16 protein-coding genes and 1 tRNA gene are annotated in these 20,622 nt (G+C 40.4%); all 17 read right to left on the bottom strand.

What is annotated here, in order from left to right; genetic code table 11:
* Positions 1-34 precede the first annotated feature (34 nt).
* The gene (locus tag HXT39_RS03540) at positions 35-958 is read right to left on the bottom strand and encodes an NAD kinase (protein ID WP_102703056.1); all 924 of its coding nucleotides are present in this window, start codon (positions 956-958) and stop codon (positions 35-37) included.
* A gap of 90 nt (positions 959-1,048) precedes the next feature.
* Positions 1,049-1,852: a TlyA family RNA methyltransferase gene (locus HXT39_RS03545; protein ID WP_102703055.1), complete on the bottom strand. Its 804-nt coding sequence runs from the start codon at positions 1,850-1,852 to the stop codon at positions 1,049-1,051.
* Positions 1,849-2,949 carry an HAD-IIA family hydrolase gene (locus HXT39_RS03550; protein ID WP_103014006.1) on the bottom strand — a complete coding sequence of 367 codons (1,101 nt, stop codon included), beginning with the start codon at positions 2,947-2,949 and terminating at the stop codon, positions 1,849-1,851. Before HXT39_RS03550 ends, HXT39_RS03545 begins: the two co-directional genes overlap by 4 nt.
* A 144-nt stretch (positions 2,950-3,093) precedes the next feature.
* Positions 3,094-4,734, bottom strand: coding sequence for a hypothetical protein (locus HXT39_RS03555; protein ID WP_103014005.1), 1,641 nt, complete (start codon positions 4,732-4,734; stop codon positions 3,094-3,096).
* Between the two features lie 153 nt (positions 4,735-4,887).
* Positions 4,888-6,207 (bottom strand): tyrosine--tRNA ligase, encoded by a 1,320-nt coding sequence (gene tyrS, locus HXT39_RS03560; protein ID WP_103014004.1) that lies wholly within the window; start codon positions 6,205-6,207, stop codon positions 4,888-4,890.
* Positions 6,208-6,373: 166 nt separating this feature from the next.
* Positions 6,374-7,891, bottom strand: coding sequence for an argininosuccinate lyase (argH, locus tag HXT39_RS03565; protein ID WP_103014003.1), 1,518 nt, complete (start codon positions 7,889-7,891; stop codon positions 6,374-6,376).
* Positions 7,892-7,928: 37 nt separating this feature from the next.
* A complete protein-coding gene (locus HXT39_RS03570; protein WP_103014002.1) occupies positions 7,929-9,143 on the bottom strand; it encodes an argininosuccinate synthase in 1,215 nt (404 codons plus the stop codon).
* A 275-nt stretch (positions 9,144-9,418) separates the two neighbouring features.
* Positions 9,419-9,958, bottom strand: coding sequence for an arginine repressor (locus tag HXT39_RS03575; RefSeq protein ID WP_032842537.1), 540 nt, complete (start codon positions 9,956-9,958; stop codon positions 9,419-9,421).
* A gap of 256 nt (positions 9,959-10,214) precedes the next feature.
* Positions 10,215-12,836, bottom strand: a complete 2,622-nt coding sequence (gene pheT / locus HXT39_RS03580) for a phenylalanine--tRNA ligase subunit beta (RefSeq protein WP_103014001.1) — start codon at positions 12,834-12,836, stop codon at positions 10,215-10,217.
* Between the two features lie 5 nt (positions 12,837-12,841).
* On the bottom strand, positions 12,842-13,909 hold the full coding sequence (gene pheS / locus HXT39_RS03585; protein ID WP_033888768.1) for a phenylalanine--tRNA ligase subunit alpha: 1,068 nt from the start codon (positions 13,907-13,909) through the stop codon (positions 12,842-12,844).
* Between the two features lie 70 nt (positions 13,910-13,979).
* Positions 13,980-14,888: a TrmH family RNA methyltransferase gene (locus tag HXT39_RS03590; RefSeq protein WP_103014000.1), complete on the bottom strand. Its 909-nt coding sequence runs from the start codon at positions 14,886-14,888 to the stop codon at positions 13,980-13,982.
* A 112-nt stretch (positions 14,889-15,000) separates the two neighbouring features.
* Positions 15,001-16,032, bottom strand: coding sequence for a cation diffusion facilitator family transporter (locus HXT39_RS03595; protein ID WP_004111421.1), 1,032 nt, complete (start codon positions 16,030-16,032; stop codon positions 15,001-15,003).
* A 233-nt stretch (positions 16,033-16,265) separates the two neighbouring features.
* Positions 16,266-16,349: transfer RNA gene (locus tag HXT39_RS03600), tRNA-Leu, on the bottom strand.
* A 42-nt stretch (positions 16,350-16,391) separates the two neighbouring features.
* Positions 16,392-18,068: a DUF501 domain-containing protein gene (locus HXT39_RS03605; RefSeq protein WP_165845985.1), complete on the bottom strand. Its 1,677-nt coding sequence runs from the start codon at positions 18,066-18,068 to the stop codon at positions 16,392-16,394.
* Positions 18,069-18,179: 111 nt separating this feature from the next.
* Positions 18,180-18,653, bottom strand: coding sequence for an FtsB family cell division protein (locus HXT39_RS03610; protein WP_012914095.1), 474 nt, complete (start codon positions 18,651-18,653; stop codon positions 18,180-18,182).
* A 190-nt stretch (positions 18,654-18,843) separates the two neighbouring features.
* On the bottom strand, positions 18,844-19,983 hold the full coding sequence (gene folP / locus HXT39_RS03615) for a dihydropteroate synthase (protein WP_116773757.1): 1,140 nt from the start codon (positions 19,981-19,983) through the stop codon (positions 18,844-18,846).
* A gap of 55 nt (positions 19,984-20,038) precedes the next feature.
* On the bottom strand, positions 20,039-20,539 hold the full coding sequence (folK, locus tag HXT39_RS03620; protein WP_103013997.1) for a 2-amino-4-hydroxy-6-hydroxymethyldihydropteridine diphosphokinase: 501 nt from the start codon (positions 20,537-20,539) through the stop codon (positions 20,039-20,041).
* Positions 20,540-20,622: the final 83 nt, after the last annotated feature.

Genomic DNA, 20,622 nt, shown 5'->3' on the forward strand with positions numbered 1-20,622 from the left:
TGCTATATTTAATATTATTTTCTACTTAAATAATTCAGTTTAAAGAATTATTATTGTGCTCACGCCATCCAACTATTGGCAAATCAAATTTTGTAACTAAACGCTTCGTAAAAGGAGCACCAGAAAGTCTAGCTAATAATAGGTCATCTTTTGATTGACGAACTTGAATCCTTGATCCTTGAGGAAGAGCGCGCTGTCTTCTACCGTCGCAACAAATCCAACCTCCAGAAGACGATTCATTAAGAATATCAATAGTAAAAGTAGAACCGGCACCAATAATTAGAGGACGCGCAAAAAGAGCATGAGCAGCTAATGGCACTAGTTGTAACGCTTCTACATTTGGCCACATGATTGATCCACCTGCTGAAAATGCGTAAGCTGTGGAACCAGTCGGAGTTGAAACTATTACACCATCGCAACCAAAAGATGACATTTCAACATCGTCTACTCGTATTGAAAGTTCTACCATTCGACCTCTGTCTTCGCGATCAAGAGTTATATCGTTCAACGCCCAATCACTTAAAGGCTTACTTTCGCCAGGAAGCCACACATCTACATGAGCTTCCATTCTCCTGTCAATAGTGTAATCCTTGTTTGCAATCCTACGAATAGCATCATTAATTTGAAAACTTTCAAATTCTGCCAAAAAACCAACATGACCAAGATTTATGCCGATAATTGGAACAGTAGTACAATGCACTAACTCAGCAGCCTGAAGCATGGTGCCATCTCCCCCAAGCACCACAACTATTTCCGTATTTTCATCAACTATACGAGTAGTTTTTTTAGCAAAATCAGACACAGAAGCACTGTTGAATATGTCAACAACGAATCCAGCTTTAATAAGTTGAGTCTTGACTTGATTTACCACATCACTGTGAACATCGATTCTAGCGTGAGTAACTACAAGAGCACGACGAGCCGACGAAGCGGAATTAGTATCGAAATGTTCCTGCATATGCAGCCCCTTCGTACTGTTTAAACACAACTACTACTATTATAATTGTTAGGATACATATTGAAAAATGCTAAACATTCAATGATTAATTTATTTCTCGTAACGTGCATAAAGAAGATACTCCGTATTGCCATGCGTTCCTTCAATAGGAGATTCGCAAGAGGAGATAACCTTTAGACCGTTTTGATTTGCACAACTTTTTATTGTTTCTAAAGCTTTAATTCTTAAAGTCTCGTCAGTTACTATTCCACCTTTTCCAAGGTTTCCTTTTCCTACTTCAAATTGCGGCTTAACTAAAAGCACAATATCTGCATGCAATTGAGCTATTCTAGAAATTACTGGAATAACAAGCGTTAGAGAAATAAAAGAAACATCCGAAACTATAAGATTTGGTTTATATGGCAAGTTCTCTTCGTACACATCTCGAATATTTACGCCACTCATTTCAATTACATGTGAATTGTTAGCTATTTTTGGATGCAATTGACCATGACCAACATCTAAAGCTATTACAGAATGAACACCTCTTTGCAAAAGAACGTCGCAAAAACCGCCCGTTGATGCACCTATATCTAGAGCTTTAGTTGATTTGGAAGTAGTTAAACCATTTTTAGAAAACGCTTCGAAAGCACCTTCTAACTTAAGTGCTCCACGAGAAACGTATCTAATACAAAATTGCGTATTTTTTGATTCGTCGATTGTTATTGTATGTGAATTGTTTACTAAAAATGAGGATTTCGTAATATTTCGATTGTCAACACTCACTACGCCAGCATGAATTAAACGCTGAGCAGTTGTCCTACTTTCTGCTAAACCACGACTAACCAAAGCGCAATCTAAGCGTTGTGAAATATTGCTATTTGAAAGTTTACTTAAATCCTCATTCACAGTCATAAGGAAAACTCCGGAAGAGTATAATTTTCCATATTTTCACCGCAATCTTGCAAGCTCCATGCCAGCGCACAAGCAGCTCTTAAAGCATTGCAATCGTTAGTGTTGTTAACTTCAATAATATTATTATTCACAACTCTTGCTATAGCATCTTCACAAGTAAAAGTACTACCGTTAACGCGTTCAGGAGCGTTATGAGATTCGTTTAATCCTCGCAAGTCTTTAGAAACAAAACTTGGACGCAAATGTTTTGGCGCAAGCATAAGCATGCGAGGATCTGTAACTCCAGTAAGAACAAGTAATGAAGCATAGCCTCCTCTTGTTCCAGCCTCAATATCAGTATCTAAACGATCTCCAACTGCTAATGAATGCTCAATACTAATTACAGGATTCCCATACTCGTCTTTTTCAGTGTATTCTTCACATTCAGAATCATCATGCTTAGCATTAGCAGCAACCAAAAACCTTGCTTCATCATACATTGCAGATTCTGGTTTTCCAGCAGACGAAATAGGCTCTACACCCGTAGCATTAATAACAGCTTGAATCATGGAACCGCATCCAGGAGCAATACCATGCTCTCTTGGAATAGTTAAGTCGCGGTTAGTAACGAAATATTTTGCACCATGCTCAACAGCGAAAGAAACTTCCGCCATTTCTTGCCAAGTCATTTGAGGATACCAGCCTTGAATAACAGCTTTAGGATTATCTTCGCACGAATCTACGAGTTGTAATCCTACGCGTTGCACTTCTTGACGCAAATGTTCAGTGCCGAGAACAAGAACTTGAGATCCTTTCTCAACATTGCGAGCTACCATCCTTGCTGCAACAACAGAAGACGTTATAATCTGCCATGGTTCTACTTTTAAGCCAAAACTTTCCAGTTGTTTTGCAACAACAGATTGGAAACGCGAAGAATTATTAGTTGTATATTCAATTGCCATTCCATTTTTTTGCGCAAACAAAATGGAATCAGACGCATATTCAACAGCATTTCCACCACGATATACAACACCATCTAAATCAAGCAGTGCTAAACGAAATGCATCGCTTAACGGACGATTACATGAAGAAAAATTCTTTTTCGTTTCAACTTGCATACTATACCTCATTTAAGTTTGCTAAACACTGCACTTAATTTAGATTCAAATTTTTCAAATATATTTTATAAATATCAACTCTCAAAGCAGCAAGTGCCCGGCTTACTTAAAAGCAGCCGGGCGCAAATATTCAAATGTTACGAACTACTCTTCGTCAGCGTGAACAGCACTCATCTCGATTGTATCCGTATTATCCGCATTCTCAGAGTTACTTGTCTCTTCTGAGTCTTCTGAGTCTTCTAAATCTTCAGAATCTTCAGTTGCTTCAGATTCTTCATCAGCATATTCATCAGATTCTTCATCAGGAGCAAATTGAGCATCATCTTCACTCATGCCAATTTCATCCATCATGTCATCATTCAAATGCTCTAAATCATAGTCGATAACAATATCATCAGGATTTATATCTTCGTCATCAACATCAGCATACTGTTGCTCAAGCTTATCAAGCAAAGACTCTAATTCAATTGCTTCGTCACTACGACCAGCTTCTTCCAAGAAGTATTGTTCTGCTTGAACTGCACGCATACGATACTCCCCAGGAAGACCCTTTGAACGACCCATTGCATGAACCAATTCAATAGCCTTATCAGCATGACCAGTATCAGCCAAAACGCCTGCATAAACGAGGAACATTTCGGCTTTTACTTCTCCCCTTAAGGTTTTTGCTTCATCTGACATGCAAATTTCTAAAGCCTTATCTAGATTGCCCATACCGCGCTCGCAATCGGCAATAAATGGCAAATAATCAAGGTAACCATTCATTCGCATTGCAGTGCGGAATTCCTTAGAAGCAAGCTTGTAATCGCCCTGACGATAGGCCACAAAAGCTAAAGTTTCGCGAGCAAAATCAATACGAGAAGCTTGCTTAGCAGCCCACTTTGCATGTTCTAATGCAAGTTCAGGATTTTCTTCTTGCAAAGTATAAGCTGCAAGAATATGAAGACCAATATTTTCAGCGTGTTCCTTTGAAAGACCGCGCAAACGCTCGCGATCTTCTTTAGAAAGCATTGCCCATTCCAAACCTTTTGGCATCTTAGGTTCACCAGGGCGACGTGCTGTATAAGGATTTTGAGATGGATAAGAAACAGTTCCGTCAGAATTGCGGCGTGGACCATCTTCAAAGCGGAAGTTACTACGCGAATTTGCGTGACGATCATCTCTGCGATCGTCACGACGATCAAAACGACGCTCATTATCTCTGCGCTCATCGCGACGATCGTCTCTGCGGTCATCACGGAAGCCACCCTTAGAGCCTTTATGGAAATCTTTATGGAAATCGCCATTGCGATGGTTCTCACGACGACTATCCCTGCGATCGTCACGACGATCAAAACGATGTTCACCATCAAACTTCTTGTAGCGTGGGTTGCCACCTTCTTCACCAGAATGTTCAAAATCTCTAGAGCGACGGTCATCTTTACGATCATCTATACGATCAAAATGACGGTTACGATCAAAGCGACGATCATTATCGCGATTCTCTGAGCGGAATCCGTCCTTCTTAAAACCATTCTTCTTAAAACCACCGCGACGGTCATCTTTACGATCGTCATGACGGTTAAAACGACGATCACCATCACGCTTTACGCCAGAGTGGAAGCTCTCTTCACGGTCATCATCATTACGGCGGAAACCACCCTTCTTAAAACCGCCTTTATGGAAACCATCCTTATGGAAACCACCGCGACGCTCGCTACTTTTACCACCATTGCGATGACCAAATCCACCACGTTCACCAAAAGATTTCTTACCACTCCGCGAGTGTTCGCGTTCTTCGCCCATTCTGGCATACCTCTCATCTATGTGCAATTTTATTACAAAATCACATTTTAATTATATTCATAAAACAACTAAACATCTGCTGAAGCAAGCTATAGCATACATCAAGCAGCAAGCTTACAACAGATGTATTTTTTAATACATCACAAACATTTATTAAGCGCGCTCTACGGCACCGATAGCTTTCTTGCCACGGCGAAGCAAAACGAAACGACCGTGCAAGAAAGAGCCCTCACTTAACACATCGTCGACACCACTTACACGTTCATTATTCAGATACAAACCGCCTGCTTCAATAGCACGACGAGCTTCGGAAACAGTACGTAACAGACCAGCGGCAACTGCAGCCTCAACAACACGATCTGCAACTTTAGCCTTAGCGAAATCTAAACTACCGTCTTCAGCCTTAACCTTAACACCATCTAAAGCAGCTTCAAGAGTCTGCTCATCAATATTACAAAGATCGCCACGTCCAAACAAAGCGGAAGAAGCTTCAATAGCCTGGCTCGTTAAATCTTCACCGTGAACGAAACTTGTAACTTCCCACGCAAGCACGCGCTGAGCTTCACGACTTCCAGGATCATCCTGAATTTGCTGAGCTAAACGCTCAATTTCATCTTTTGGCAAGAAAGTGAACACCTTAAGCAACTTAACAACTTCATCATCAGGCTGATTGAACCAGAACTGGTAGAAGCGATAAGGGCTAAGCATAGAAGGATCAAGCCACATGGCGTTACCTTCTGACTTACCAAACTTACGACCTTGATTATCTGTAATAATCGGGCTAGTAAACACGTTTACGGATGTGCCACGAACCTTACGAATCAAATCCATGCCGGAAGTGAGATTACCCCACTGATCCGAACCGCCAAGTTGCAAAGTTACGTTGTAATTATCAAACAAGTACAAGAAGTCGTTGCCTTGCAAAACTTGATAACTAAACTCAGCAAAAGAAATACCTTCATCGGAATTTAAGCGACGAGCCACAATATCCTTAGAAAGCATTGTTCCAACTCGGAAGTTCTTACCAACATCGCGCAAAAAGTCGATAGCAGACATCTTAGAAACCCAGTCGTAATTGCTGACAAAACGAACAGGATTTTCACCATCAAGAGGCAAGATTCGACCAATCTGCTTACGCAAGCGTTCAGCCCAGCCAGCCACAATATCCTTAGAATTAAGAGTGCGTTCTCCGCTTTGACGAGGGTCACCAATCAAACCAGTAGCACCACCAACTAAAGCAATAGGATGATGACCTGCAGCCTGCAAGTGACGCATATTAATAAGCTGCACAAGATTACCAATATGCAATGAAGCAGCAGTAGGATCGTAACCGCAATAATACGTTAATGGTTCTCCGTCAAGCGCTTGAGCAAGCTGCTGCTCATCAGTAGATTGTGAAATTAATCCACGCCACTTAAGCTCTTCAAACAAAGAAGCAAAACCTGCTTCCTTGTAGTTCCTGACCTGAGCCATTCGTATCTCCTTAATACAGAATACCGATAAATATCGGGCGCTTTGCGCGTCCACAAGCCTTTCAATTTTTGCAGCACATGGCGACACGCATAATAAAAAAGTGCCAAATATTATAAAGTACAATATTTGGCACTATAACGTGACAGCTAATAATCTAATTTTAAAATTATTTTATAGGCGAGATATAAGCAGAACCATCGCTTTTTGAATTTGCAAATTTATAATAATTATCCATTGCATTTTCAGCCTCTACAATTTGCTCTTTAACTCGCGCGAAGGCTGTACCGCCACGACCGCATCTGGCAGACACAGATCCAGCACTAGTCAATATTGTTCTGATATTCGCAATTTCTGCGCTATCAACAAAACCGCTTAGAATATTTGAAAAATCATCATCGCTTAAATCAGCAAGATCTCCCCCAATTCCCTCAGCTCGCTTTACACACAAACCAGACAAAGTATGAGCGTTACGGAATGGAACGCCCTTTTTTACAAGCCATTCTGCAATATCTGTAGCAAGAGCGAAACCAGTAGAAGACTGTTCATAAAGTCTATTTAGATCAAATTTCATAGTTTCTACCATTCCAGCAAAAGCTGGAAGAAGCACTTCTAAAGTGTTAATTTGATCAAAAACAGCTTCTTTATCTTCTTGCAAATCGCGAGCATAAGCAGTAGGAAGACCTTTAAGAGTTGCCATTAAACCAGTTAAATCGCCTATTAATCTACCAGCTTTACCGCGAGCAAGTTCAGCAATATCTGGATTCTTTTTTTGAGGCATAATCGATGAGCCAGTTGAATAAGCATCATCTAAACGAACAAATGCAAATTCTTGAGTATTCCAAATAATAATTTCTTCACTTAATCGTGATATATCAACGCCAATCATTGCTGCGATGAATGAAAATTCTGCGACTAAGTCTCTACTTGCAGTTGCGTCTATAGAATTAGCGCAAACTTTAGAAAAACCAAGCTCTTTAGCTACTTCTTCTGGATTAAGACCAAGAGTATTGCCTGCCAAAGCTCCTGCTCCATAAGGGCTTTCATCTGCACGCAAATCCCAATCTATGAAGCGATTTACATCTCGTAAAAGCGGCCAAACATGTGCCATTAACTGATGCGCAAGCAAAATTGGTTGAGCATGTTGCATGTGAGTGCGACCCGGCATCACCGCGTCTTTTGCATTTTTTGATTGATTCAGCAACGCTTGGCAAACTGACAACAATAATGATGCAATAACGCGCGCATGCCTACGCAAAAACATACGTATTAAAGCTGCAATTTGATCATTCCTAGATCGACCTGCACGAAGCTTTCCACCAAGCTCATTTCCAGCAATTTCAAGTAAACCGCGCTCTAATGCTGTAGCTTCATCTTCATCTTCCTCAATGGGTGCAAAAGTTTCATCATCTACACGCTTTTGCAATTCATCTAATGCACAAGATAAATCAGCATACTCTTTTTCGTTAAGAAGACCTGCACGATGCAACGCATGCGCATGAGCTCTAGAACCAGCAATATCATCATCCGCTAATCGCCAATCAAATTGTGTGGACTTGCTTAGTTTCGCCAGCTCTGCTGAAGGACCTGAACTAAATCGTCCACCCCACAATGCAATAGGGTGATTAGTATTATTACTTTCATTATTTTCTAGTTCTGCGGCTGCTGCTTTTGTTGCATCGTGCATAGTTTATTACCTTTATATCTTTTTTATATATATCGTATTAGTTGTTGTCTGCAACGCGCATATCTCTTGCTGCTGCAACCTTGCTAGACAATCCGTAGATTTCAATGAATCCATTGGAAGCACGCTGATCAAATGTATCTGAAGAATCATACGTTGCTAAATTAAAGTCATACAATGATTCCTCAGAACGACGTCCAGTAACTACAGCTTTGCCAGCATACATAGTCATTCGAATCTCTCCAGAAACATGCTCTTGAGTTTCATTAATAAATGCGTTAAGAGAACGCACAACTGGAGAGAACCACTGACCATCATAGACAAATTCAGCCCACTTTTTATCAAGAGCACGCTTTAACCTATGCTGCTCACGCTCCAGGCAGCAATTTTCAAGCTCTTGGTGTGCAACAATTAAAGCTTGAGCACCTGGAACTTCGTACAATTCACGAGATTTAATTCCTACAAGACGATCTTCAATAATATCGATTCGTCCAATTCCTTGCGCTCCAGCTCTTGCATTCATTTCTTCAATTGCTTGCAAAGGCGTTACGCTATGACCGTCAATTGCGACTGGAATACCTTTTTCAAAAGTAATTGTAACTTCATCCGGTTCTTGAGATTCAAGAGGATTTTGCGTATAAGAATAGCACTCTTCAGTCGGAGCATTCCATGGATCTTCTAGGAAACCGGTTTCAATTGCACGACCCCACACGTTTTGGTCAATCGAATATGGGCTTTTCTTGCTTTGTTCAATTGGAAGCTTGTGCTCGTTAGCGAATTCTATTTCAACATCACGAGTAAGTGACAAGTCTCGAATTGGGCTAATAGCTTTTAATTCTGGATCCAAAGATTGGATTGCAACTTCAAAACGAACCTGATCGTTTCCTTTGCCGGTGCAACCATGCGCAATTGTGTCTGCATCAAATTGATGAGCTGCATTCACTAAGTGGCGAGTAATCAAAGGCCTAGAAAGAGCAGAAACCAATGGATACACGTCTTCATACATTGCGTTAGCTTTTAATGCAAGCATGCAATAGTTATCTGCGAATTCTTCGCGAGCATCGACAACATATGCTTCAACTGCACCACAAGCCAAAGCACGATTCTTAATTACTTCAAGCGCTTCACCGCCTTGACCAACGTTTAGCGACACAGCTACAACGTCTTGACCTGTTTGCTCTTTAAGGTATGGAATTGCTACCGAAGTATCGAGACCACCTGAATACGCCAAGACAATACGTTTTTTATTAGTCATTGTGACCTCCCAGGTCATGTATTGAATAAATAAACAATAAAGAGCATATTATACATCTAAAATAAAATCAACAGATGCGCCAAAAAATTATTATATTTTTACCATCTTCGAAGAGTTATTATAAAATATAAAAAATATATCAATTATAGTTATACATATAAAAACGCGCGCAGCTCAACAATGCACTGCACGCGTATAAATCTTTTCGTTACTGCAAAATTATTTTTTTAATACAATATTTAATTAAATAGCCACAATATTTTTTAATAAATTGTTTAACGAGAAGCTACTGAAAGCATCCAATTTGCTCGATTTTCAGCTTCTTCATTTGAAACGCAAACCATAATAACTGTATCATCTCCAGCAACTGATCCTAAAATACCTTTCAAAGGCTGACGATCTATAACACTTGCAACGTACTGTGCTGCACCAGATGGAGTATGAATAACAACAATATTATTTGCATGCCCAACTTCAGTGACAAGACCCGCTAAAGTGCGAGCAACTTGCTGATCAATTCGCACAGTATCCATAGCATGACGATTGCCAGTACCATCGCCAAGCACATACGCAATCCTGCCATCCGTTAATCGAATTTTAACAGCATTTAACTCATCTAAATCTCGGCTCAAAGTAGCTTGAGTAACATTAAAACCATGACGCGCCAACACTTTAGCGAGTTGAGATTGAGAAGTAATCACTTCTGCCAGTAACGCTTGTTCAATAGCGTTTAAACGCGCTGCTTTTGTTGCAGGACGTTGCTGTTTTATTGACACTTCGTTATTTGATTCTGCATCCGTTTCTGGATTCATCATAGTTTTATCAAAACCTTTCATAAACATATTTTCAATTAAATATATACGAATATGTGTATACATATCTACATGCATAAAAAATTATTTGTGTGTTCTTCGTCACACATATCTATTATGCATGAAAATGCTATATTTTATTTAAAAAATAGATGTTACTTTACATAAAAAGAAAAAGAGTTAATAATACAATAAATGCGATTATGCATACTATTATTAGAACGTATGCACAATCGCATTAACTAAAATATATTATGTTTTACACTCGCAAAGTTGCGTGCAAGACTTCAGCAGCATCCGTAATCTTCTTACGAACTTCTTCCATCTCTTCGCCAGAAAGTGTTCTATCATTTGCTCGGAACGTTACGGAATAAGCAAGAGAACGCAAGCCTTCTCCAAGCTGCTCACCCTCATACACATCGAACAACTCAACAGATTCAAGCAAATCTCCAGCAGACTTTTCAATAGCAGACTGCAATTCATTCGCTTTCAACTCAATTGGTGCAGTGAAAGCGAAATCTTGCTTTACAGGAGGGAAAGTCGAAATTGGTTTAGCTTGAACAGGCTTCATAAGCATATTCTTAAACAATTCAGTTAAATCAAGCTCGAATGCTGCAGAATGCTTAGGTAAATCTAATGCTTCACAAACATGTGGATGCAATTCGCCAACAACACCGAGATTGACGCTTGAACCATCTTCAGCAAGAACACAAACTTGAGCACTACGACCAGGATGCCAAGAAGATGGAGCATCTTGAGCTTTAAACTGTTCGAGAATGAACTTAACACCAATTCTCTTACCAACTCGCTGGAGTGCTTCAACAGCATCGCTCCAATCAACATCTCTATGAGTACCAAGCCAACCAGTTTCTTCAGCATGACCAGTTAGCAAAGCAGCAACATGCAAAGGTTGTTCCGGTAATCCAGCATCCAACGCAGCAAGCTCAGCATTAGAAGGTCTAACAGAACCAGGTAATGCAGGAATTGCAGGAGCATTTGGATCGCTAAAGTACACATGACCAAGCTCATACATGGAAATATCTGTTAAACCACGATGAAGATTGCGTCGAACAGTACCAGCCAAAGTCATCAAAACAGAACGACGAAGCCAAGGCCTGTCTCCAGCTAAAGGATTAGCAATACGAACACTTACTTCAGCAACTTCATCCACATTTTGACGGAAAGCTTTAATATCTTCCTCACCAACAAATGGATAGCTTAAAGATTCAACAAAACCAGTTTCCGCTAACTCATAAGCAATAGCTCTTCTAGTTTGCTGTTGCGCAGTTAAGCCAGTTCGACCAGTAACAGGAACAGCAGGGACCTTAACAGGAATCTCATCATATCCAACAAGTCGAGCAATTTCCTCTACTAGATCGCAAGGCTCATTCAAATCAGGACGCCAAGTTGGAGGAAGAACGGAGAAGGATCCATTGCCACCACCAGCAACAGAGCAACCGATATCGGTAAGAATATCGCTAATGCGATTCAAATCAACATCCAAACCGGCAACTCGCTGCACTTCATTAGCTTTAAACACAATCACATTTCGCGACTGAGTATTATTGACATCACACGGCGATGTAGATGGCTTAGCTCCACCAAACTGTTCCAAAAGATTTGCAGCCATTTGTGCAGCTGCTGGCTGCAATTGGGTATCAACGCCACGCTCAAAACGACGAGAAGCCTCAGAAGGAATCTTATGTCGACGAGCAGTACGAGCAATTGAAACGGGATCAAAGTGCGCTGCCTCAATCAAAATATTTTTCGTTTCACTCGTAACTTCGCCATACATGCCGCCCATAACACCTGCTAAGCCAAGCACGCGTGAACCATGGTTTCCACGAGGAGAATCGCAAATAACTAAATCCTCGACATGCAATTCATGATCTTTGCCATCCAAAGTCGTAAGATGTTCGCCCTCATGTGCACGACGAACTACAATTGGACCTTCAATTTTGTCTAAATCATAAGCATGAAGAGGTTGACCTAAATCAAGCATGACATAATTAGTGATATCAACAGCAAGAGAGATACTGCGCATACCTGCACGCGTTAAACGACGCTGCATCCAACGTGGGCTTGCACAAGTGGAGTCAAAACCGTGTACAGCACGCGCATAATATCGATCACAACCAGGTACACCATGAATTGGATTAGTGTCTTCAATACTCACGTCAATATCTGAAGTCTTGTGACCTTCATCATTAATTTGCGATACCTGCTCATTCAACTTTGAAACAGGATCCGTATAAACAGCACCAGTTGAATGATGATATTCGCGAGCAACACCACGATAAGAGAAAGCATATCCACGATCAGGCGTTATGTTAATCTCCAAAATCGGCTTATTAAGATGCAACAACTCCATTACGTCGTCGCCAGGCTTCAACTCATCGTATTCAGCCTTAGAGAAGCCATATTCACGCAACAAAATAATGCCATTGTGGCTATCTCCTAAACCAAGCTCACGCTCTGAAGCACACATACCGTCAGAAATATGACCGTAAGTCTTACGCGGCTCAATCTTAAAATCTCCAGGCAGAACAGCACCAGGAAGAGTTACAACAACCTTTTCACCGGCAGCCATATTAGGAGCACCGCAAACAATGCCACGAGGAACTTTCTTGCCGTTCTCGTCAACATCGTTGTATTTATCTCCAACATCAACATGGCACCAATTAATAGTTTTGCCATTTTTCTGCGGTTCAGGAGTTGCATCAACTACGTAACCGACAACAATTGGACCGGTAACTTGAGAAGTATGAATTTCTTCTTCCTCTAAACCAACACGAACTAAATCTTTAGCAAGCTGTTCGTAAGTTAAACCTTCTGGCACTTCAACATGATCTTTGAGCCAGTCAATATCTACCATTGGCATGAGTTTTACTCCCCCATCACAAACTGTTCACTGAAGCGCTTATCGCCTTCAACCAAATCATGCATATCGTTAATATCGTGACGAAGAAGCAGAGTCCTCTCCAAGCCGACACCAAAAGCAAAACCGGTATACACTTGTGGATCTAAACCTGCAGACTTCAACACATTAGGATTAACCATTCCGCAACCGCCCCATTCAATCCAGCCTGGACCGCCCTTTTTATCCGGGAACCAAAGATCCAGCTCAGCACTAGGCTCAGTAAATGGGAAGTAGCTTGGTCGCAAGCGGCTCTTTGCATCTGGACCAAACATCGCAACAGCTAAACGATCTAGAACACCCTTTAAATCAGCCATTGTTAAATGCTTATCTACAGCCAAAGCTTCACATTGATGGAAAACTGGAGTATGTGTTGCATCGAGTTCATCAGTGCGGAACACTCTACCAGGAGAAGCAATATACAGAGGAACTCCACGCTCAATTAACGCACGTACTTGATCAGAAGAAGTTTGCGTGCGCAAAACCATATTTGAACCGACAAAGCCTGCAGCGTCCTTAGCTTGATTGCCCTGAACGTAGAAAGTATCTTGCATTTGACGCGCAGGATGATCCGGACCAAAGTTCAATGCATCGAAATCAAACCATTCAGTTTCAACTTCTGGACCTGCAGAAATCTGCCAACCCATAGACACAAAGAAGTCTTCAAAATCCTCAATAATACGAGCAATAGGATGACGAGCACCTAAAGGCTTACGATTAATTGGAAGAGTCATATCTACAGTTTCTGCAGAAAGCATGTTAGCCTCTTCAACAGCTTTAATTCGCTCTGTAGCTTCTGCAAAAGCTCGACCAAAATCAGCTCGCAAAGTTGACATCACCTTGCCAACTTCCTTCTTTTGATCCGCAGGCAAAGAACCAATTGCTTTGCTTGCAACAGTCATCACTGATTGCGCGCCAGCATACTTAGTTTTAACAGCCTTCAGCTCTTCCATAGTTTGAGCAGCTGTAACGCTAGCAATACCTTCTTTTACTGCTTTACTTACAGCTTTAATATCGAATGGCTTATTATCGGTCACAGCACCTTTCCTATCTGTGTTATACGTATATTCATTGTTTATATACGCTATTGCAAAATATTGCCCAAAGCTATATTTTTCGCTCATGACTCGACATAGCCAAGCCCATAAGCATTACTGCTGCACTTGTTGCAAGGTTCATTGATTCCGCTTTTCCATATATTGGAATTATTGAAATATCGTCAACCTGCTGCAATACTTCTTTAGGTAAGCCTCTAGCTTCGTTACCAAATAAAATAGCCAAAGAACTGCTAATAACCTCGGAATTGACTAAAATTTTTGGAAATGGCACAGGTTTAATCTTGTCAGTTCCGTAAATATCAGCTGCAATAACTCGAATATTTGATTTTGTAGCGCATTCAAACCAGTCTTGAACGCTTAATTGCACTACAGGAAGATGAAATAGTGAGCCAGCAGTCGAACGCACAAGCTTAGCATTCCAACGACTTACGCAATCATCAACAAAAACAACAGCATCGCATCCAGCAACATCTGCAACACGAATAATAGCACCAGCGTTGCCAGGATCTCTTACCTGCCAGCAAGCTGCAATACGAAGAGGCTTAAAATCGTTTTTTACTTTTACTTGTGCTGATTGCTGTAAATTTTTAAACTCACTAAAATAAATATCGTCCAAAGATTTCGAATTAGCAACCGCAACAATTCCCTGTGAATCAGCACTAATTTTTTGCATAATATTCGACTCAACAGGATGAACATAACAAGATCGAGATAAAGCTTCTTTAACTATTTCCCGCAAAGAAGAAAATTGTGAACTTTCCTTTTCATTACCTTCACAAGCATCTTTAGTAACATAAATATCACATAACGAATCTGTGACATAACGTACAGCTTCGCGCACACTTTGCGGACCTTCAACTAAAAAACGCTGCAAATCATGCGACTTTGCGCGACCTAAAGAAACGAGTCTGCGCACGCGCTCACTGTGAGTATTATCAATTAGTTCTTTTAACGGCATAAATATAACTTTACTTCAAAAACAATTACGACACAGGAAATACGCATTCACGTATTTATGCAAACTTGTCACGTTCTTTGCAACAAGACTTATAAGCAAAACCTTAGAAACTCTATTCATGATGCTCTGAAGCACTAGAAGTGGTATAACCCTTAGGCTCAAGTTGGAAAGTAGTGTGAGAGACAGAAACAGGAAAATGCTCGCGTAAGCAGTCCTGAAGCTGGGAAAGCACCTGAGAGCATTGAGACATTGTCATATTAGGATCCACAACAACATGTGCCATAAAAATCGGCATACCAGTAGAGACAGTACTAGCGTGCAAATCGTGAACTGCAAGAACATGAGGAACATGCTCTAGATGTTCACGAACTTTGTTTAAATCAAGACCTTCAGGAGTCTGCTCAAGAAGAACCTTAACAGCATTCTTAAGAAGCTTTAACGCACGAGGAATCATAAGAAGCGCAATAATACCGCCAGCTAAAGCATCAAAACCTGCCCAACCTGTACTCATCATTACAATAGCTGAGACTACAACTGCAACAGATCCAAGAGCATCGTTCATAACCTCAAGAAAAGCAGCACGCATATTCATATTGTCTTGCGATTGAGACATAAGAATTACAAGAGAACCTAAATTCGCAGCTAAACCAAGGACACCAAAGAATAGCAGCTGATTTACATCGCGAATGCCTTGATGTCCACTACCAAAAAGACGCATTCCAGCTTCAACAAGAGCATACACTCCTACAAGCAGTAAAATAAGAGCTCCCGCAGCAGCTGTAATAACTTCAAGACGCGCCCAACCCCACGTGCGCTTACTATTTGGACGACGACGCATAAGAATTGCAGTAACTGTTGAAGCTGCAAGAACGGAAATGTCTGTAAGCATATGACCTGCGTCTATAAGCAGCGACAAAGAATTGGTTATGAAAGAACCAATTACCTCAGCAAAAAACACAGTTGCAGTAAGAGAAAGCGTAAGAAGCAAACGATGCTGATGCGCATGACTTGCGTGAATTGCTTCTGCTTGGGAAGCTGCGTTGGCATTGTTGTAATTAGTATCGAAAGAGTTGGCATTTGCATTCGCACTGCTTGAGTGTGAATCAGTGTCACTAGTTCGAATTACATCGTTATGATTATGCACTTTCCAGCCTCCTAAAATATTAAAATATTTGGACGATATTGTTTCTCAATATCATTCGCATTTTGCCTTATACGTAATGAACCCCAGCCTAAGCCGGGGTTCACTATTATCAATTACTTTGTCTATGACTATGTAATCACAAGCTGTCAACATGCATGCATTATGAGTTATAGGTAAAACCAACAGAAAAGCAAAAGCGCCACACAGCTAAAAACTGTGCAGCGCTTTGTTTGTGCCTCCGGTGGGACTCGGACCCACAAGCCCGTAAGGGCGTCAGATTTTAAGTCTGATGCGTATGCCAATTCCGCCACAGAGGCAGCAATCACTTATTATGCCATATATCTAAGCAAAGAACAAGCTCAGCGTGTGGCGAGTAACTTTCTTCCCAAATCAAGCGTAATTCCGTCAAGCAAACCATGCTCACTTGCAACAAACGTATCCAAAACCCCACCGTGATCCTCATACGCAGCTTTTGCTAATCTCTCCAACACACGGCTCCAAATCACTGCTCCACCGCCGACAACATCCACACGCCCTGGGTGAATCGTCGCATACGTGCGCCTGCAGTCCCTAGGCATACGCAAAAAGCGATTATTAACAGCATAAGCCTGCTCTAATCCAATATGCACACCATCGACAGCAGTATGATCATAATGCTGCAATCCCATAGTCAAAGCAGCCATAGTTGTCACAGTTCCAGAAACGCCAATAATAGTGCGCGCTCGTCCTGCAGGGACAACTTTGAAAGCGTCATCAATATGCTTGTCAATATCTTCAATCGCAGCTTGAATTTCCTCTTCCGTAGGAGGATCAGTATGCAAATGCCTTTCAGTCATTCTAACAGAACCAACATTCATGGAGTATGCTGCAGAAACCTTGTGCGCCGGCAAGCAGTCCCCATCCCCTCCAAGCACTAACTCAGTAGAACCTCCACCTAAATCAACTACGAGATACGGTGGCTGCAACTCATCGCGAGACACAACGCTTGTTGCACCAAGGAAGCTAAGAGCTGCCTCTTCAGTACCACTAATAACTTCAGGACGAACACCAAGCTCATCAATCATCATTTGTTCAAAAATCTCACGATTTTCAGCATCTCGTGTAGCTGAAGTTGCCACAAAACGAATCGCATCAACTGGATGTTCTTTCAAAACTTGCGCAAATTCGTGCGCAGCATCCCTCACTCGCTCCAAAGCGTCATCTGCGAAACGATGAGTTTCGTCAATTCCCTGGCCGAGTCTAACGACGCGAAGCATACGCGGAACAATATCTTTCATTCCATGCTCAGAAACTTGCGCAATTTTTAGTCGAATAGAATTCGTACCACAGTCAATTGCGGCAACCTGCACTGTTTTTTCTGCGCAAGTAGTCGTTTCACTTTTTACAGCTTCACCCTCTGCAGTTTTATCTTTTGCAACCGTTTCGTCTTCCACAACAACTTCCGTTTCAGTAGCATATGCATCATCGCTCCACGGAGTAGTACAGCGGCACACTTTAGGATCAAACTCATCTTTAATGCGCTCTAACACCATATCACCAATAGGATTTACACCTTTGCCCATTACCAATGTTTGCGCAAGCAAAGCATGCAAGCATTTAACACGAACTGGCATTCCACCAGCGCTCATCTGACTAATATGCTCTTCACTATCCCCCAAAGACACAGCTAATTCATGACGGAATTCCAAATAATACTTATGTGCACGCTCATATTGTTTCTTTAGATCTTCGTCCGATTGTAATAGCTCGTTATATTCTCGCATAATACCGTCTGCTTCGACGCGAGACACCGCTTTTACAGCTTCAGGACAGGTAAGGTAGCATGTAGTTGGGAATGGTGTGCCATCTTCTAAGCATGGTCTAGTAATAACAGCAAGAGGTCTACCACAAACGCAACGCGCACCAACAGCTACCATTCCTCTAGGGAATCTTCCAAGTTGCTTTTCAACAATTGTACGCTCAGCATCACTTGCAGGTGTAGTAAATAAACGTTTCACAGCTTCTTCTGGAATATATTTTTTATTACTGTTCTGCATTTTATCTGAACTTTCTTGGCTGTTAGCCATGCGTTTCTACTCCTGTTAAAGCTGTTTTACAAATAAATAATCTTTTACTTTATCAGTTTATATATTTTATCAGTTTATATGTTATAAGGATGGCACAGTATCTGGTTTGTCTGCTTTATGTATTGCATACATTAAGTCACTATACCAAGGCAAGACTGAATGAGTCTTAGTTTCGCTATTTTCTTGAGCAAATTCATTCGGAACTTTTCCAGTTACTGCTTCAGGATGCTCTACGCGAACAGCCTGCTCACCGGGAAAAATAAAGCCGAGACGATCTCTAGCTTGAGCGGTAACGTATGCTTTGTCTTTCCATCGGTCAATATTATTATCCAACGTACGTTTTTGTTCACGTAAATCACTTTCTTCACGCTGAAGTGCATGAAGCTCAGATAAGCTTAACGCATAATTTCTAACTGTTGAAATGCACTCAATTGAACCAACAGTAACTACAAAAACCATAAATAAAAACACAAGTGGTCCTGAAAGTAGTCGACGCTGTTGCAATGGTGCTACATCTTCACCTAATGCTGTTTTACGACGCTTTTTCATAACCATACTCTCTAAATTACTTGATGTATTCGACGTGAAAACATCATACATTCCGCTAGTATCTTACGCGCTTTTAGATGCAAAATGCTGTTGTGCCACATTTACAATCACGCTACATTTACAGTAACTCACATTTATTCGTTATTAAAATTAAAAAAACTGACGAACAAAACTGCAAAAAAATATTCAAATTTTTCTACTTAAACCAGTAATTTCTATTAATAACATCGATCATTTCAACTAATTGCTTTGTTTCTGCAATATCATGAGCACGTATTACACGTCCACCAGCCATAAACATCGCTGTTTCTGCAACTAAAGTGACAGGCAAACGATCTTCTTTATCTAAATTAAAAAGCTTCTTACCAAAGCCTTTTCTAGAAATCGCAACTAGTATTGGTCGACCAAAACGATGCAATTGATTAATATTGCGCATCATTGCATAATCTTGTTCACCATCAGCAACCTTTGCATAGCCAATTCCTTGATCAAGAATAATCCTATTTAAGTCAACTCCTCCATCAACAAGCATTGTTAAATTATCGCTAAAGAATTGACACATAACCTTTGTTAAATTGTCATATTCTGTATCTCTATTGCTATGCATTGTTACTAATCCAACGTTAGAATCTGCCATAAGCTTTACTTTTTCTGGAGAATCAAACGCACGAACATCATTTATAATATCTACGCCAGCTTCAATTGCAGCTTCCATTACAGGTAACTTGTAAGTGTCTACTGCTACAGCAATTTGAGGATAATTTTTGTGAATATACTTAATAACAGGTATAACGCGACTTATTTCCTCTTCTGGAGTAATTTCTAAATAACCGCCAGGTTTTGTAGTTTGACCGCCTACTTCTATAACATCAGCACCAGCTTCAACTATTTCTTTAATATGGCTATTTACTTCGTCTTCACTTTGGTACTTGCCGCCATCATAGAATGAGTCAGGAGTAATATTCAAAATCGCGTAAACTATCGGCTTGTCAAGTGTATCAAAGCAGAATCGCCCTGCATTCCACACAATTGCTTTTTGCTTTAATAGCGAGCGCAAACTTGCAAGTAATTCTTGATCTTCGTACCATGCTTTTTCGCACTCTTGCATAAAAGGTTTAAGAGCAATAAGCGGCAAAATGAAGTCAATAGAAGACTCGGAAACTTTGATAGCTGTATCAAAATGATCGAGAAAATCAGCTACTTTGCTTAAATCGTTTTCGCTAATATTTTCCCACGTGCATAAAATTTTTTGATTTACACAAAGATCCTGCAGCAACGCTATATCTGCAATACTTTTAGAAGACGCATTCTCCAAATTGCTTTCAATAATTCGCATTTGTAGTCTTTCTTTCTAAAACCTCATATTTAAAAAACTAAATTTATATTCCAAACTAATTAAAAACTTCGCTACTTTCAATAATATTAATCCAATTAGTGTCGCTAGTTTTATTAAGCTTATCTTGTATAAGTTCATGATAATTTACATCGTCTGCGCTTATTTCAAGCAAAGGAACTAATACAAATCTGCGATTATCTCTTTCTTTGTGCGGAATCGTAAGATTTTCACTTTTTATAGTTTGACCACCAAAATCAATAATATCCAAATCGATTGTTCGAGGACCCCAACGAACTATGCGCTTTCTGTGAAGACGCTGTTCAATATCATGAATAAAATCAAGCAATTCAAAAGCTGTTAAATCAGTGTCCAAGCGTAAAGCAATGTTATAAAAACTGTCTTGCACTACGTCACCAACTGGTTCAGTTTCATACACTGAAGAAACGATAATATTGCTTATATGCGAATTTTGCTTCAATAGCGAAACAGCTTGACGCAAATTAAGTAATCTATCACCTATATTACTTCCAACACTTATGTATGCACTAGAAATCATATTTCCCCCAAAAAATAATGTCATTTATAGTTAAAAGTATATATCATAAACAATTAGGACTAGCCAACTTTATGAATTCAAAC

Origin of the sequence: Gardnerella sp. DNF01159 (assembly GCF_049244215.1) — a bacterium.
Classification (GTDB): Bacteria; Actinomycetota; Actinomycetes; order Actinomycetales; family Bifidobacteriaceae; genus Bifidobacterium; species Bifidobacterium swidsinskii.

Excerpts from the sequence above, each read along its gene's own strand:
- HXT39_RS03540 (WP_102703056.1), bottom strand. The coding sequence starts at position 958 with ATGCAGGAACATTTCGATACTAATTCCGCTTCGTCGGCTCGTCGTGCT.
- HXT39_RS03545 (WP_102703055.1), bottom strand. The coding sequence starts at position 1,852 with ATGACTGTGAATGAGGATTTAAGTAAACTTTCAAATAGCAATATTTCA.
- HXT39_RS03550 (WP_103014006.1), bottom strand. The coding sequence starts at position 2,949 with ATGCAAGTTGAAACGAAAAAGAATTTTTCTTCATGTAATCGTCCGTTA.
- HXT39_RS03555 (WP_103014005.1), bottom strand. The coding sequence starts at position 4,734 with ATGGGCGAAGAACGCGAACACTCGCGGAGTGGTAAGAAATCTTTTGGT.
- tyrS (WP_103014004.1), bottom strand. The coding sequence starts at position 6,207 with ATGGCTCAGGTCAGGAACTACAAGGAAGCAGGTTTTGCTTCTTTGTTT.
- argH (WP_103014003.1), bottom strand. The coding sequence starts at position 7,891 with ATGCACGATGCAACAAAAGCAGCAGCCGCAGAACTAGAAAATAATGAA.
- HXT39_RS03570 (WP_103014002.1), bottom strand. The coding sequence starts at position 9,143 with ATGACTAATAAAAAACGTATTGTCTTGGCGTATTCAGGTGGTCTCGAT.
- HXT39_RS03575 (WP_032842537.1), bottom strand. The coding sequence starts at position 9,958 with ATGATGAATCCAGAAACGGATGCAGAATCAAATAACGAAGTGTCAATA.
- pheT (WP_103014001.1), bottom strand. The coding sequence starts at position 12,836 with ATGCCAATGGTAGATATTGACTGGCTCAAAGATCATGTTGAAGTGCCA.
- HXT39_RS03590 (WP_103014000.1), bottom strand. The coding sequence starts at position 14,888 with ATGCCGTTAAAAGAACTAATTGATAATACTCACAGTGAGCGCGTGCGC.
- HXT39_RS03605 (WP_165845985.1), bottom strand. The coding sequence starts at position 18,068 with ATGCAGAACAGTAATAAAAAATATATTCCAGAAGAAGCTGTGAAACGT.
- HXT39_RS03610 (WP_012914095.1), bottom strand. The coding sequence starts at position 18,653 with ATGGTTATGAAAAAGCGTCGTAAAACAGCATTAGGTGAAGATGTAGCA.
- folP (WP_116773757.1), bottom strand. The coding sequence starts at position 19,983 with ATGCGAATTATTGAAAGCAATTTGGAGAATGCGTCTTCTAAAAGTATT.
- folK (WP_103013997.1), bottom strand. The coding sequence starts at position 20,539 with ATGATTTCTAGTGCATACATAAGTGTTGGAAGTAATATAGGTGATAGA.